Below are 15513 nucleotides of genomic sequence, written 5' to 3' on the forward strand. Positions count from 1 at the left end.
CTCAAGGAGATCCTCATGTCCGTATTCGGTTTGCAGCGCCTCTACATCGGCGGCGGTTACGTCGACGCCACGAGCGGCAAGACTTTCGACACCTTCGATCCCGCCACCGGCGAACTGCTTGCGCAGGTGCAGCAGGCCAGCGCGGCCGACGTCGATCGCGCGGTGGCGTCCGCACGGGAAGGCCAGCGTGAATGGGCCGCGATGACCGCGATGCAGCGCTCGCGCATCCTGCGCCGCGCGGTCGACCTGCTGCGCGAGCGCAACGACGCACTCGCGGCGCTGGAAACGCGCGACACGGGCAAGCCGATCGGCGAGACGCTCGCGGTCGACATCGTCACCGGCGCGGACGTGATCGAGTACTACGCGGGCCTCGCGACCGCGATCGAAGGGCTGCAGGTGCCGCTGCGCGCCGAATCGTTCGTCTACACGCGCCGCGAGCCGCTCGGCGTGTGCGCGGGCATCGGCGCGTGGAACTACCCGATCCAGATCGCATGCTGGAAGACGGCCCCCGCGCTCGCGGCCGGCAACGCGATGGTGTTCAAGCCGAGCGAAGTCACGCCGCTCACCGCGCTGAAGCTCGCGGAAATCTATACGGAAGCCGGCGTGCCGGCCGGTGTGTTCAACGTCGTGCAGGGTGACGGCTCGGTCGGCGCGCTGCTGACGGGCCACCCGGACATCGCGAAGGTGTCGTTCACCGGCGGCGTCGAAACCGGCAAGAAGGTGATGTCGCTGGCCGGCGCGTCGTCGCTGAAGGAAGTGACGATGGAGCTCGGCGGCAAGTCGCCGCTGATCGTGTTCGACGATGCGGACCTCGACCGCGCGGCCGACATCGCGGTGACCGCCAACTTCTTCAGCTCGGGCCAGGTCTGCACGAACGGCACGCGCGTGTTCGTGCACCGCTCGATCAAGGATGCATTCACGCAGCGTGTGCTCGAGCGCGTGAAGCGCATCCGCGTCGGCAAGCCGACCGATGCCGATACCAACTTCGGCCCGCTCGTGTCGGCCGCGCAGCTCGACAAGGTGCTCGGCTTCATCGAAAGCGGCAAGGCAGAAGGCGCGAAGCTGCTCGCGGGCGGCACGCGCCTGACCGACGGCCACTTCGGCAGCGGCCAGTACGTCGCGCCGACCGTGTTCGGCGATTGCCGCGACGACATGAAGATCGTCCGCGAGGAAATCTTCGGGCCGGTGATGAGCATCCTCGATTTCGAATCGGAGGACGAAGTGATCGCCCGCGCGAACGACACGCACTACGGCCTCGCGGCCGGCGTCGTGACCGAGAACCTGTCGCGCGCGCACCGCACGATCCATCGCCTCGAAGCCGGCATCTGCTGGATCAACACGTGGGGCGAATCGCCGGCCGAGATGCCGGTTGGCGGATACAAGCAATCCGGTGTCGGACGCGAGAACGGCATCACGACGCTCGAGCACTACACTCGAATCAAGTCGGTGCAGGTCGAGCTCGGCCGCTACAACCCGGTGTTTTAAGGATCACGAAAGGAGACTGACCGTCATGACGACACGCGAATACGACTACATCATCTGCGGCGCAGGTTCCGCGGGCAACGTGCTCGCAACGCGCCTGACGGAAGATCCGGACGTGACGGTGCTGCTGCTCGAAGCAGGTGGCCCCGACTACCGCTTCGACTTCCGCACGCAGATGCCGGCCGCCCTCGCCTACCCGCTGCAGGGCCGCCGCTACAACTGGGCCTACGAAACCGACCCCGAGCCGCACATGGACAACCGCCGGATGGAATGCGGCCGCGGCAAGGGGCTCGGCGGCTCGTCGCTGATCAACGGCATGTGCTACATCCGCGGCAACGCGCTCGACTACGACAACTGGTCGACGCACAAGGGCCTCGAGAACTGGACGTATCTCGACTGCCTGCCGTACTTCAAGAAGGCCGAAACGCGCGACGTCGGCCCGAACGATTATCACGGCGGCAGCGGCCCCGTGTCGGTCACGACCAGCAAGCCGGGCGTGAACCCGCTGTTCGAGGCGATGGTCGATGCAGGTGTGCAGGCCGGCTATCCGCGCACCGACGACCTGAACGGCTATCAGCAGGAAGGCTTCGGCCCGATGGACCGCACCGTCACGCCGAAGGGCCGCCGCGCCAGCACTGCGCGCGGCTACCTCGACCAGGCGAAGGTGCGGTCGAACCTCGAGATCGTCACGCACGCGCTCGCCGATCGCATCCTGTTCGACGGCAAGCGCGCGTCGGGCGTCACTTACCTGCGCGGCAGCGAACGTGCGACCGCGCATGCGCGCCGCGAAGTGCTCGTGTGCAGCGGTGCGATCGCGTCGCCGCAACTGCTGCAGCGCTCGGGCGTCGGCCCCGGTGCGTGGCTGAAGGAACTCGACATTCCCGTCGTGCTCGACCTGCCCGGTGTCGGCCAGAACCTGCAGGATCACCTGGAGATGTACATCCAGTACGAGTGCAAGGAGCCGGTCTCGCTGTACCCGGCGCTCAAGTGGTGGAACCAGCCGAAGATCGGCCTCGAATGGATGCTGAACGGCACCGGCCTCGGCGCGAGCAACCACTTCGAGGCGGGCGGTTTCATCCGCACGCGCGACGACGATCTGTGGCCGAACATCCAGTATCACTTCCTGCCTGTTGCGATCAACTACAACGGCTCGAACGCGATCGAGATGCACGGCTTCCAGGCGCACGTCGGCTCGATGCGCTCGCCGAGCCGCGGCCGCGTGAAGCTGCGCTCGCGCGATCCGAACGACCATCCGAGCATCCTGTTCAACTACATGGCCGAAGCGCTCGACTGGCGCGAATTCCGCGATGCGATCCGTGCGACGCGCGAGATCATGCGGCAGCCGGCACTTGATCGATATCGCGGCCGCGAGCTGAATCCGGGTGCGGACTGCAAGTCCGACAAGGAACTCGACGCGTTCGTGCGCGCCCGCGCGGAGACCGCGTTCCATCCGTCGTGCTCGTGCAAGATGGGTTACGACGACATGGCCGTGGTCGATGAAGAAGGCCGCGTGCACGGGTTGGAGGGGCTGCGCGTCGTCGATGCGTCGATCATGCCGATCATCACGACCGGCAACCTCAATGCGCCGACGATCATGATCGCCGAGAAGATCGCGGACAAGATTCGCGGGCGCAAGCCGCTTGCGCGCGTGGACGTGCCTTACTTCGTCGCGAACGGGGCAATGGCCCGCAATATCGCGAAGGCAGTGCGGCAGCCGGAGACGGTCTGACGACGGCGGGCGTGGTGCCCGCGCATCGACGTACTTTTGAAACGCCGCCGACAGCGATTGTCGGCGGCGTTTTGCATGGATTCGTCAGCCGCTGTTCACTTCCCGCTTCAAGCGCTCGACGTCGACGTTTTTCAGGTAGTTCGTGATGTTCTGCCAGACCGGATGGAACCCGTAGCCGCCGTGCTGCAGTTCATCGAGCGCCTGCTCGCGCGTCCAGCCCTGGTACACCATCCGGTACAACGCCGACACGAGGCCGGTGCGATCAGCGCCGTGCTGGCAGTGGATCAGCACCGGGCCGTCCTGGTCGGCCGTGCGCAGCGCCTTCAGCGCGGTCACCATGTCCTCGTCGCGGATGTCCCACGTGTTGATCCGGATGCGCTGCATCCGGATCTGCGTGCCGGCCAGGATGGTGTCGTCCGCGTGAAACGAACGGAAGCTGATGACCTTGCGGATGCCGAGCTTCTGCAGTTCCGGCACGTCCGAGCGCGACAGCTGGGCGCTGCGATACAGCGTCGGCGTGATGCGATGCAGGTTGTTCACATGCGCGTCGGCCACGCTCTGCGCCCATTTGATCGGCCGGGCGGACACCTCGGAGGCCGGGTCCGCGTGGGCCGGCTGCACGCGCCCGGCAAACGCGACGGCGATCGCGGCAATGATGGCGATTTTCATGTCGGGTCAGGGATCAATAAAAGGCGCGCTTGCGCTCGCGGGAAAGCATGAACAGCACGATCGCGGCGGCGCTCATCGTCCAGTAGTCGGTCGGGGCCACGCCCAGCCAGTGGATATGCCACGGCACATTCGCCGGATTGAAGCGGGCCAGGCCATACGCCGGATTCAGCACGAACCACAGGAAATCCTCGGTCAGCCAGAACACCATGATGCACGCGATGGTCCGCGCTTCGATGCGCCACGACCACCGTCCGTTGAACACGGCCGGCAGATGAAAGAACAGCGCGACGAACGGGAACACCCACGCGTGGTAGCCGGTCATCGGCCGCCCGCCCCAGAAGAGGTCGAGCAGCCAGTGATGCTCGATGCGCCACGTCGGCAGGTTGGCGGCCCAGCCCGCGCTGCCTTCGATCTGGATCTCGACGTTCGCGAAGAAGTACGCGAGCAGCACGACCCACGCAACGACGAACACCGTATGGCGCGTCGGCACAAAACGCGCGCCGCTCATGCGGCCGGCTCCAGGCCCAGCACGCGATCGAGCACGAAGCGGCCGGCGAGCGGCCGCCCGAGCGGCGCGAGACGGCGGCGCATGTCGGCGAGACGCTCGGGCGTCTGCAGCAACGCGCGGATCCGGTAGACGAGCGCATCGTCGTCGATCGCCTTCAGCGCGACACCCTGTTCGAGCAGGAAATCCGCATTGCGCTCTTCCTGGCCCGGAATCGGCGAGTTGACGATCATCGGCAACTGCATCGCCAGACACTCGGACGTCGTCAGGCCGCCCGGCTTCGTGATCACGAGATCGGCGCAGGCCATCAGGCGCTCGACCTGCTGCGTGAAGCCCTGCGGAAACAGCCGGCCCGGATGCTGCGCGGCGAGTTCCTGCAACGACGTCAGCATCGCCTTGTTCTTGCCCGCCAGTGCGATCAGCTGGAAGTCAGCCTCCATCTCGAGCAGGCGCGCGGCCAGCACGTCGAGCCCGCCGAGGCCCGCGCCGCCGGACATCATCAGGAACGTCGGGCGCGCGGGATCGAGGCCGAATTCGGCCGCGCAGGCGGCGCGATCGAGCGGCTGGCCGAACGCCGGCATGATCGGGATACCGCTCACATGCACCGTGTCGGGCGCCATGCCGCGCGCATGCATGCGCCACGCGATCTCGTCGTTGGCCGCGAAATAGCCGCGCATGTTTGGCACGACCCACATGCTGTGCAGGTCGAAATCGGTGACCTGCACCCACACCGGCGTGTCGACGCGCCCCTTGCGGATCTCGCGCGACAGCAGCTCGGCGGGCAGGAAGTGCGTGCAGATGATCGCGTCAGGGCGCTGCCGCTCGATCTCCGCGAGCAGTGCCCGGCAATTGAGCCGCTCGATCGCGCGCCGGATCTTCTGCGACGGCGCGGCGGGATCGACTTCGTCGGTCTTCTGGTACAGGTAGCCCCACAGCGCCGGCTGGCTGCTGACGAGCTTGATGTAAAGATCGGTGTACAGCTTGCGGAAACCGGTGGACACGAAATCCATCACGTCCAGGTGGGTGGCTTCGATGCCGGCGGGATGGTGGTCGGCGAACGCGCGGATCGCTTCGGCCGCCCGGGTATGGCCGGCGCCGGCGCTGACGCTCAGGAGGAGGATCTTCTTGTTTTGCTTTGACATCTGACTGACCGTTTCGATGAAGGGGGTCCGGCGGCGGGTTCGCGGCGGCGCTCTCACGCGGCGGCTGTTTGCGTCCGGCTTACAACAAGCTTGGCGGATCTTGGGCGGTGCGGGCGGGCCGTTATAGCGGAGCGATCGCCGGCACCGTCTGCGGAATCATACTGCGTTCGGTCGAGGGTGCCTGGATCGGGGGTGGCACGAGACGGTCTGACGGTCTGACGGTCTGGAAGGATAGATGGCGTGGACGGCGTGGCGCGCGGCCAGCGCGGACGCCGACGGCACGAAGGCTCAGCGCGCCGCCTGACGCCCGTTCGCGCGTACGAACGAGGCCCGCCATTTCGGCGCGAGCCAGGGTACTCGTGCGCGATTCGTTTGGAATCCTTGCGTATCGATTCGGCAAAAGCGATGCATTAGCCTGCCGCGTCCCCGTGTTCCTCAAATCAGGGCGTTACAACACCCCGCTTCCGCTTCCGCATCCGCTTCCCGCGGACGATCGGATTCCATCGCGACGTCAGGCTCATTGCACCGCGCAGGCCTTCGAACGCGACGTCCTCCTTCGGCCCGAATCGACTGACCGCCGGCCACGCGAGCACGTGATCGAGCCACGCCTGCCATTCATCACCATGAAAGCGGCGACCGACTTCCCGAACGGCGTCCGGCGCTGCGATCACGATGCCTGCCAGCAAGTAGTAGGCCCAAAAGCTGCCGGCGCCGACTAGCCGATCGAGCCGGCACACGGACAACGCCGCGAGCAGCCCGTCCACCGACGCGAGATCGGCACGATGCGTGCGGATCGCCCGGGCAACGAGGTTGTGCTGACCGCCATACGCGGCAACAGAGGCCCCGTCGCCAGCGGCGAATGCGGCCGAGAACGTCACGAGCGCCGCCATCTCGTCGATGCGCGATGCATCGTCGCGCGGCCCGCACACGCGCAGCACGATCGCGTCGATGACGGCGCCCGGCATGGCTGCCGTTTCCCCACCGGCAGCCGCGACCACGGCCAGTCTTTCTCTCAGGTTCTTCGCAGGCGACGTGTCGCCGTGCACGCCCTGTTCATGTTCGCTACATGCACCGTCATCGCCCCCGTTGCATTCGACACCGCCGGCAATCCGCCCGAGTGCGGCCCAGCCAACATCGGGATCGTCGAACGCGCATGCATCGATCACACCGTACGCGGTGTCGAACACGGCGCGCGAGCCGGGGCAGCTGCGTTCGGCTTCGGCGAGTTGCTGCATCGACGGCACATGCGAGCACGCGCCGCGCGGGTCCGTCAGATCGCATGCGCAGGCGCCACTGTCCGATGCGATCCACGGCGCAAGCCGGCCAAGAATCGCTGCCGTTTCTCGAGACAGGTTCGCGCCCACTCGCATACGTATCGCGTGTGACGAGATGACGGTCGTGTCGCCGGCGTCACCCGTGTCCGCCGCGCACGCGGCGGCGTCGAGTCGTTCGATCAGATACTGCAGCCACGCGGCCGTGCGCAGCCGGTCAGGCGTCGCGCCGCGGGCATCTCCATACTTTGCTGGATCGGTAAGCATGGGTCTTCCGGGAGTGTTCTGGCCAATTTGAATTTGGTTGTTTCAATTGAATCGAGTGGCGCTGTACGCCACGCCGGCACTGCAATCCCCCGTATCGGATCGCGATACGGGAGGCCAGCCGGCCGTCACGCTGATAAGCGCGACAACGCGAACAAATCGAGGAAGCGGAAACCCACGTTCATACCGGATGGTCCTCACGCGTGGCCCGCGCCCGGCGTCCTCGGATACGGTTACTGCACATGGAACTTCGGCGCCGTAACAGTCCTGCCGGCCAACGTACAATCAGGTTTCCATTCCGCGTTATTGAACGTCATCGACGAATTCGAATCGTCCCATGACGACACGAGCTTGCTCGGTCCGCAAGGTCCGAGAAGCGCGATGCCCACCTGCGCGTTATTGACCGAGAGCTGCGTAGTGCTGTCCAGCTGCCCTGTCCAAGGCACCGCGCTGCTCGCAGTGTTGCTGATCAGCGGGCACCAGTTGCCCCCGACGAACTGCGTCGACGTGATATTGACGATACCCGTCGACGTAATCGTTCCGTTGAATATCGCGGTGCAGTTCGTGACGGCCGTCTTCTTGACAAGCGTTACCGGCCCCGCCGCCGAAAACGGCTCACCGTTCGGATTCATCGGCTGCCCATCCGCGCGCGAAACGGTCACCGCAAAAGCAGGCACGGCCGAAACCGCGGTAAATACCACTGCAGCAACAAGCGATGCAATTTGACGAATTTCCATTTGTACGGCCCTCTCTATTGATATATGGCGGCCTTACACGAGAAACGCGGCCGCTCTGCAGAATGAATCCGGCCGCCGCGCCGATACACGCGACGGCACGAACCCAGCGAAACCGCGGAAGCCCGCCGCACATACCGCGCGGCCCTCGCGCGCGGCGGGCATCCGCTTCGATCCGCGATCGCTTACTGCACGTGGAACTTCGGCGACGTCAGAACCGTGCCAGCCACCGTGCAGTCCGGCGTCAGCACGGAGTTATTGAACGCCAGCGACGAGTTCGTATCGCTCCACGTCGTCACGACCTTGCTCGGCCCGCAGGTGCCGAGCAGCGTGACGTTCACCTTTACGTTATTGATCGACAACTGCGTCGTGCTGTCAGCCTGCCCCGTCCACGGCGACGTACTGCTCGCGCTGCCGCTGATCAGCGAGCATGTTGCGCCACCCGTGAACGTCGTCGACGTGATGTTGACGATACCGGTCGACGTGATCGTGCCGTTGAAGGTCGCGGTACAGCCTGCGGTGATCGCACCCTTGCTGAGGTTCGTGAGCCCGGTCGCCGAGAACGGCTCGCCGTTCGGGTTCATCGGCTGGCCGTCGGCACGCGTAACGGTGACAGCGAAAGCAGGCGCGGCCGAAACCGCGGTGAAAGCCACTGCAGCAACAAGCGATACGATTTTGCGAATGCTCATTTGAACTGCCCCCTCTCTTCACAAATGGCGGCACGCCGCCAGGAACGCGACCTTCCTGCCGGAAGGGTCCGGCCAGCCGGTCGCAGGAAGCCGCCGACGCGCGTCATGCGCGCCGGACGGCTCAGAATTTGTACGAAATCCCGACGAACGTGATCAGCGGATCGGCCTTCAGCCGCGTGCGCGTGGTGGCGAGCGTCGAGCCGTCGGCCGCCTTGATCACGAGCGACGAGTAGGTCTTCAGCGGCATGTACGTCAGCGTCGCCGTTAAGCCCCAGTGCTTGTCGATCGCATAGCTCGCGCCGACGTTGTAGACCGGCGTGAACGACGACGACGCCTTTCCCTCCACCGATGTCGGCCCCGGCTTGCCGGCGCCGGCCGCGAGCACGCTGCCGAGGTTCTCGTTGATGTCCTTCGCGAAGTTGCCGTTCAGTTCGATGTTGCTGAACCAGCTGTAGGCCACGCCGATCCCGACGAACGGGCGGAACCGCGCCGTCGGCGAATTGAAGTAGTACTGCAGAATGACCGTCGGGCTCCACTGCCGCGCGTTCTTCACTGCCGGCTGGTTCGCCGGGTTGTCCATGTTGACGCTGCCGAGCGCACCGGCCGGGCCGGGCGGCCGAATCGAGCCGTGCCCGGTCAGCGTGAACTCGGGCGGTACGCCGAGCACCGACGTCACCGCGATATGGTCGGTGAAGAAGTGCGTGAGCGTAAGGCCGACGGTATCGGCGTTGTTGACCGTCAGGCTCGTGCCCGGCGACGTGAACGACCCGGGCAGGCGCAGCGGCCCGTTGATCGGCATGCCGGCAAGATTCGTCGTGAGCCCGTTGGTCGAATCCTGCGGCATGATGTGCAGCCAGCCCAGCGTCGCGACGTTGTCGCCCGCCTGCTGGGCCGATGCGAGCGTCGACACGCCTGCGACGACACCCGCGACAATCAGCTTCTTCATGAAGTCTCCCCTCATTCTGTCCGGGCGCCGCGCATCTGCGCGCGGCGCCACCGTGTCTCCATCCAGGCGTGCGTCACTGCACGAATGCGCCGACCGTGAAGTACGGGTTGCTCGTATCGTTCATGTCGAGGAACCCGAATACGCCGCCGGTGAACACGAACTTGCCGGTCGCCGGCCCCGACGCCGCGTCCGCATGCACGGTCGTCACGACGCCCGGCATCTTCTGCGTGTAGTCGAGGTTCAGCGCACGCGTAAGCGCGGCCTGCGACGCATTGAACGGATCGAGCAGCGTGGCCTGCGCGCCGACGAGCGCGGTCGCGCGGTAGTTGAACGCGCTGTCGACGCCCGTGTACTCGCCGTTCTGCGAGCCTTGCGCGATCGCCGTCTGCGGGCTCAGGAACGAGATGCCCGATTCGTCGTCCGCGCTCGGCGGGCCTTGCGTGAGGTCCGCGTTGGCCGCGCCGGTGCGGATGAAGATCGGCACGAGCTGGTTGCGCAGCTTGCCGACGATCAGGATCCCCTTGCCGGCCTTCGCCGGATCGACCGCGGCGAGCGTCGGCGGAATCTGCGGCAGGTAGTTGAGCGACTGGAACGCCGGCGCATCGGGCCGCAGCGTGAACGGCTGGTTCACGGTCGCGCTCGATGCAAGCGGCTGCCCGCCGTTCTTCTTGCCGAAGTTGTCGGTTTCGACATAGCTCCCGTCCGCGTTGATCGTCACCTGCTGGTCGAGCGCCACCGGCTGGAAGCTCTGCGACGGCACCTGGTGATAGCCGAGCTGGTTGTACTTGCCTGCGATCTTCGTCAGGTCGGTTTCCAGCGACGAGAAGCTGATGAACGGGTAGTACGGGAACGTCGTCTTCGTGATCTTGCCGACGCCGATCACGCCGTCGAACTGAATCGTCGCGCCGGGAATCGCGCCGCCCAGCACGCCCTCGCCGAGGAACAGCCGCGCGGGCCGGTTCGGGTCGAGGCTCGCGTTCTGCATCCGGAACGTGCACTGGTTCAGCTTCACCGTCGGCAGCCCCGTTTCGTCAGCGAGCGTGCCGTCGACCACGTTGGCCGGCGCCGTGTCGCGGGTCGGCTGCACGGTGCCCGTGGTGGTCGGCACCGGCGATGCGAGATACGTCATCCGGTACGTCATCTTCGTCGTATCGAGCTGCACCTTCACGAGCTCGCCCGATCCCGACCCGCCGATGAACACCGTGTTGTAGTCGATCGTCTGCGGGCACAGCCGGACCGCCGGTGCGGGCGGCGGGTCGCCGTCTCCGCCGCATGCTGCCAGCACGGGCGCGAGCGAGGCCGCGGCCATCCATTGCTTCAAATTCATAGGAATCCTCTTGAAATTCGATTCGCCGGCGGCGACGCATGCGCCGCCGGTGTTACGTGTTCAATGCAGGGTTACTGGACGAATGCGCCGACCGTGAAGAACGGATTGACCTGGCTGTTGTTGACGACCATCGCGTAGACGTTGCCGGCCGTCACGATCCAGCCCGTATCGCCCTTCTTGAAGATCGCCACGTCGCCGCCGGCGCCCTTCGCGTTGAAGTTCTGCGTGGCCGTGACCTTGATCTTGCCGGGTGTCGCCTGCGTGTAGTCGAGCCCGAACTGCGAGGTCACCGACGACGTCTGCGGATCGATGAACGCCGCGGTAGCCCCCTGGAACAGCGTCGACGTATAGTTCGCGGCCATCGTCGACACGGCAGTACCGTCGTTGCAACTGCCTGCTACCGAATAGAAGGCGTTATTGGTGAAGGTACCCGGCAGGTCAGGGTGCGGCACGTTCGGGTTGAAGCTCGGCCCCGCCGACGTCAACTTGTTCCCCTGGCCACTGGAGGTCACGATGCCGCATGCGGATGCACTGGTCGCGCCGATATAACCGCCCTTCAGGGAGTTCGCGGCAATCGCTTTCGTCGACGAAAGCATCGAGATACCGACTTCGGCATCGGCGACCGATGCGAGCAGATTGACCGTATCGACGTGCGTGTAGCCCACTCGAATCACAATCGGCACAAGTACGCCGTTCAATCTGCCGACGATCATGATGCCCTTCGCCTGACTCGGTGCAATGATCAGCGTCGAACCTTGCCCCGCAATCGGATACCCCTGCCCCACAGCCGGATTGCTCACGAATACGTTGTCGGCCGATCCGTCCGCGTTGTTGCGCCGCGTCCACGGCGTCCCGGTCGTCTGACACGAGTAGTCGCTGCCTTGCGTGATCGAACACGAGCCGTCCGCATTGAACGTCTGATTCCAGTTGACGACGTCGGACTCCCAGCCGACCGGCCCGGTCGGGCTCTGACCATCACCGCCGATCGGCGACAGATGGATGCCTACCTCGTTGTAGTTGCCCGCCACTTTCGTGAAGTCGGTTTCGGTGTCGGTGAAGCCGATGAACGGATAGAAATCGAACGTGCGCGACGGTACGACGCCGAGCGTGACGCCCGGGAGCAGCGGAATACCGGCGAACGCAATCGTCGCCCCCGGAATCCCCCCGCCCACCACGCCATTGCCGACGAACAGCATCGGCGGATCGGCACGGTTGATCGTCACCGAATACGCACCGTCGCTCGTCGCGCCGCTGTCGAGCACGAATGCGCAGCGGTTCTGCTCGGCCGTCGGGAGCGTGGTCGGATGATGGAATGCGCCGCTGATCGTCAAGCCCGCGCGGGTATTGTTGACTTGCCCGGCCGACGTCGGCACCGACGATTCGATGAACTGCATCTGGTAGGTGAGCTTCGTGGTGTCGAACTTCACCTTCACGTACTCGCCGCTGCCTGCGCCGCCCGTATACGTCGTCGTGTAATCGAGCGCGTCCGGACACAGCTTCGTCACGACCGGCGGCGTCGTTTCGGCACCGCTCGGCCCGCATGCGCTGCCCGAGCACTGCGGCACGTTGATCGGCCCCGGATCGTCGCCGCCGCCGCAACCGGCGACGAACGGCAGCGCCAGCACCGCGCACGACAGGATCGCTTTCCGCCATTCAGGAATGCAAATCATCAACCCCTCCTTTTCAGGTACGACAAGTCTCTTCCGGACAGGCTGCATGGCCCGCCGGTTGGTATCGCGCCGCGGCACGGACGCGCGGCGCATGACGGTGCGCGCAAGACGGCCGCGATGCCGGTCAGGCACATGCGGCACACGCCGCGGCGGCAGGCAAGCGCGCTCCCGCGGCGCCGTCAAGTAGCAAGGCGCCGTGAGAACGATCGAAACGGGAAATGGTTCGCCGCTACACGGCGACAGGACAACGCAGGTACGCGATCGGCATCGCGCCTGCATTCAGCGAAAAAACGGGAAACGGCAGTCCGACTGGCCCCGCGGATAGGCGTCTCATGTATGGGTCTCCATCCGTACGCTTGATTCGTTATCGTGATGCGTCGTTGGTGGAGACTATGATCGGACGATACCCACAAGTAAATGGATGCAGAGTTCCAAACGACCGAAACCACGCAATCCTAGCGTTTACACGGTATTTGACAGATTTTCAAACAGCCTTCATTTTATTTGCTCAGACAAATACCCGGGCGGTATAACACGCGTTTGAATGGCGGCCGCCAATCCGCGCCCGGCCAAGCCAGCCGGGCCTCAGCCGGCCGCCTGCATGTTGCGGCGCAACCTTACACGTCGATGATCGCGAGCGTGCCGTGGCTGCCCGGCAGCACCGCATGAGACACACCGGCGTGCGCGAGGTACATCTGCCCGGCCTCCACGATGATCGTCTCGCCTGCGACCTCGAGCATCATCCGGCCGTCGAGCACCAGCAACCCCTCGTTGTAGTCGTGCACTTCCGCTTCGTAAGCCTGCGCATCCATGCGCAGCACCTTGATCCTGGCCGGCCCGACCTCGCCGACGATCGTGGATTTCCACGCGACCGGCTGCGCCGCCGCCACGGATTTGAAATCGATCAAAGACATGCGCCCCGCTCCGAGAACGATGAAAGGAATGCATTATCGCGAGCACCGCGCACGCCGTCCCGGTACGGCGCGACGGCCTTCGGGCGGCACAGTCGGCCGGCCGGCCGCGCCGCCACCGAGCGGAAACACGATCGCAGCCCGGCTCGCCGAAAACGGCACCCATTGTTCACGCACCGCAAATAAATCGCCGCGTTATTCCGCGATGCTCGGTCAATTCACGCAAATCCGGCACCGGCAACCCACGCCCTTTCCACGAGAATGCATTTCCATCTACCGATTGCTAATATGGCGGTCCTGCGATCCCGCACCACAACGCCGTTCGACATGACGCCCGTTCGCCATGCCGTCCCCGATCCCGGCCGCTTCGCAGCGGCGGCGATGCCGGGCACGCGCGGCGCGCACCGTCACGCCGGCCGGCCGTGCCCTCCGTGAGCATGCACCCGATCCTTTCCGTCTCCGACCTCTCCAAGACTTACGCGTCCGGCTTCCAGGCGCTGAAGCACGTGACCCTCGACATCCGCCCCGGCGAGATCTTCGCGTTGCTCGGGCCGAACGGCGCCGGCAAGACGACGCTGATCGGCTCGATCTGCGGCATCGTCACGCCGACCGAAGGCCGCGTGACGGTCGGCGGCCACGACATCCGCGATCACTACCGCGCGGCCCGCGAAATGATCGGCCTCGTGCCGCAGGAACTGACCACCGACGCGTTCGAGACCGTCTGGGCGACCGTGTCGTTCAGCCGCGGCCTGTTCGGCAAGGCGCCCGATCCCGCGTACATCGAGAAGACGCTGAAAGCGCTGTCGCTGTGGGACAAGCGCGACAACAAGCTGATGACGCTGTCGGGCGGCATGAAGCGCCGCGTGATGATCGCGAAGGCGCTGTCGCACGAGCCGCGCATCCTGTTCCTCGACGAACCGACGGCCGGCGTCGACGTCGAGCTGCGCCGCGACATGTGGAAGCTCGTCGATTCGCTGCGCGAGAGCGGCGTGACGATCCTGCTGACCACGCACTACATCGAGGAAGCCGAGGAAATGGCCGACCGGATCGGCATCATCCTCGGCGGCGAGCTCGTGCTCGTCGAGGAAAAGCACGAGCTGATGCGCAAGCTCGGCAAGAAGCAGCTCACCGTGCAGCTCGAGCACCCGCTCGCGGACGTGCCGCCCGCGCTCGCGCCGTTCGGGCTCGAACGCGCGGCCGACGGCGCCGCGCTCGTCTACACGTACGACTCGCAGCGTGACGACGCGAGCATCGCGAAACTGATCAACGCGCTCGGCTCGGCCGGCATCGGCTTCCGCGACCTGCACACGACGCAGAGCTCGCTCGAGGACATTTTCGTCAGCCTGATCGACAACCGCCGCAACGGCGTGCAAGGAGCCTGAGTCATGAACCTGCATGGCATCCGCGCGATCTACCGCGCAGAAATGGCCCGCACGCGCCGCACGCTGATGCAGAGCATCATCGCACCGGTGATCTCCACATCGCTGTACTTCGTGGTGTTCGGCTCCGCGATCGGCTCGCGCATCAGCGACGTGAACGGCATCGGCTACGGCTCGTTCATCGTGCCGGGGCTCGTGATGCTGTCGCTGCTGTCGCAGAGCATCTCGAACGCGTCGTTCGGCATCTACTTCCCGCGCTTCACGGGCACGATCTACGAGATTCTGTCCGCGCCCGTGTCGTACTGGGAGATCGTGATCGCGTACGTCGGCGCGGCCGCGTCGAAGTCGATCCTGCTCGGCGTGATCATCCTCGCCACGGCCGGCCTGTTCGTGCCGCTGCACATCCTGCATCCGTTCTGGATGGTGCTGTTCCTCGTGCTGACGGCGGTCACGTTCAGCCTGTTCGGCTTCGTGATCGGCATCTGGGCCGACAGCTTCGAGAAGTTGCAGCTCGTGCCGCTCTTGATCATCACGCCGCTCACGTTCCTCGGCGGCAGCTTCTACTCGGTCGACATGCTGCCGCCCGCGTGGCGCGTCGTCACGCTGTTCAACCCGATCGTCTACCTGGTCAGCGGCTTCCGCTGGTCGTTCTACGGGATCGCCGACGTGCACGTGGGCGTCAGCCTCGGCGCGACGTCGCTGTTCCTCGTGATCCTGCTGGCGATCGTCGCGTGGATGTTCCGCACCGGCTACAAGCTGAAGAATTGACGCAAGACGGCCGCTCCCCGCGCTGCT

14 protein-coding genes are annotated in these 15513 nt (G+C 65.4%); 4 read left to right on the plus strand and 10 right to left on the minus strand.

The genetic code is table 11. The annotated features are described in order from the left end of the window. The first annotated feature begins 15 nt into the window (after nt 1-15). Both betB and betA read left to right on the plus strand, forming a co-directional pair. Nucleotides 16-1485, plus strand: coding sequence for a betaine-aldehyde dehydrogenase (gene betB, locus CFB39_RS29335; RefSeq protein WP_089475461.1), 1470 nt, complete (start codon nt 16-18; stop codon nt 1483-1485). 25 nt (nt 1486-1510) lie between these two features. Next, complete coding sequence (betA, locus tag CFB39_RS29340) at nt 1511-3211, plus strand: choline dehydrogenase (RefSeq protein WP_089458772.1); 1701 nt, start codon at nt 1511-1513, stop codon at nt 3209-3211. 84 nt (nt 3212-3295) lie between these two features. On the opposite strand, the gene CFB39_RS29345 is transcribed toward betA, so the two are convergent. From CFB39_RS29345 to CFB39_RS29390, 10 genes are all read right to left on the minus strand, one after another. Further along, nucleotides 3296-3880, minus strand: a complete 585-nt coding sequence (locus tag CFB39_RS29345) for a dual specificity protein phosphatase family protein (protein ID WP_089475462.1) — start codon at nt 3878-3880, stop codon at nt 3296-3298. Between the two features lie 13 nt (nt 3881-3893). After that, on the minus strand, nt 3894-4388 hold the full coding sequence (locus tag CFB39_RS29350) for a hypothetical protein (RefSeq protein WP_089475463.1): 495 nt from the start codon (nt 4386-4388) through the stop codon (nt 3894-3896). After that, nucleotides 4385-5527, minus strand: coding sequence for a glycosyltransferase (locus CFB39_RS29355; protein ID WP_089433136.1), 1143 nt, complete (start codon nt 5525-5527; stop codon nt 4385-4387). Before CFB39_RS29355 ends, CFB39_RS29350 begins: the two co-directional genes overlap by 4 nt. A 440-nt stretch (nt 5528-5967) precedes the next feature. Then, entirely contained in the window at nt 5968-7065 is a 1098-nt protein-coding gene (locus CFB39_RS29360) for a hypothetical protein (RefSeq protein ID WP_089475464.1), read from the minus strand. Nucleotides 7066-7295: 230 nt separating this feature from the next. Continuing rightward, complete coding sequence (locus CFB39_RS29365) at nt 7296-7799, minus strand: activator protein (RefSeq protein WP_089475465.1); 504 nt, start codon at nt 7797-7799, stop codon at nt 7296-7298. Nucleotides 7800-7981: 182 nt separating this feature from the next. Continuing rightward, nucleotides 7982-8485: a hypothetical protein gene (locus CFB39_RS29370; protein WP_046549628.1), complete on the minus strand. Its 504-nt coding sequence runs from the start codon at nt 8483-8485 to the stop codon at nt 7982-7984. 121 nt (nt 8486-8606) lie between these two features. Further along, nucleotides 8607-9431 (minus strand): OmpW family protein, encoded by an 825-nt coding sequence (locus tag CFB39_RS29375; RefSeq protein ID WP_089475466.1) that lies wholly within the window; start codon nt 9429-9431, stop codon nt 8607-8609. 73 nt (nt 9432-9504) lie between these two features. Further along, complete coding sequence (locus CFB39_RS29380) at nt 9505-10758, minus strand: DUF2957 domain-containing protein (protein ID WP_089426816.1); 1254 nt, start codon at nt 10756-10758, stop codon at nt 9505-9507. Between the two features lie 71 nt (nt 10759-10829). Then, complete coding sequence (locus tag CFB39_RS29385) at nt 10830-12428, minus strand: DUF2957 domain-containing protein (RefSeq protein WP_089475467.1); 1599 nt, start codon at nt 12426-12428, stop codon at nt 10830-10832. 617 nt (nt 12429-13045) lie between these two features. Next, the gene (locus tag CFB39_RS29390) at nt 13046-13342 is read right to left on the minus strand and encodes a cupin domain-containing protein (RefSeq protein ID WP_089475468.1); all 297 of its coding nucleotides are present in this window, start codon (nt 13340-13342) and stop codon (nt 13046-13048) included. A 434-nt stretch (nt 13343-13776) separates the two neighbouring features. On the opposite strand from CFB39_RS29390, the gene CFB39_RS29400 reads away from it, so the two are divergent. Then, entirely contained in the window at nt 13777-14721 is a 945-nt protein-coding gene (locus CFB39_RS29400; RefSeq protein WP_089475469.1) for an ABC transporter ATP-binding protein, read from the plus strand. A gap of 3 nt (nt 14722-14724) precedes the next feature. Beyond that, a complete protein-coding gene (locus CFB39_RS29405; RefSeq protein ID WP_083266168.1) occupies nt 14725-15486 on the plus strand; it encodes an ABC transporter permease in 762 nt (253 codons plus the stop codon). Nucleotides 15487-15513 lie beyond the last annotated feature (27 nt).

It is taken from the genome of Burkholderia sp. AU6039, from assembly GCF_002223365.1.
Classification (GTDB): Bacteria; Pseudomonadota; Gammaproteobacteria; order Burkholderiales; family Burkholderiaceae; genus Burkholderia.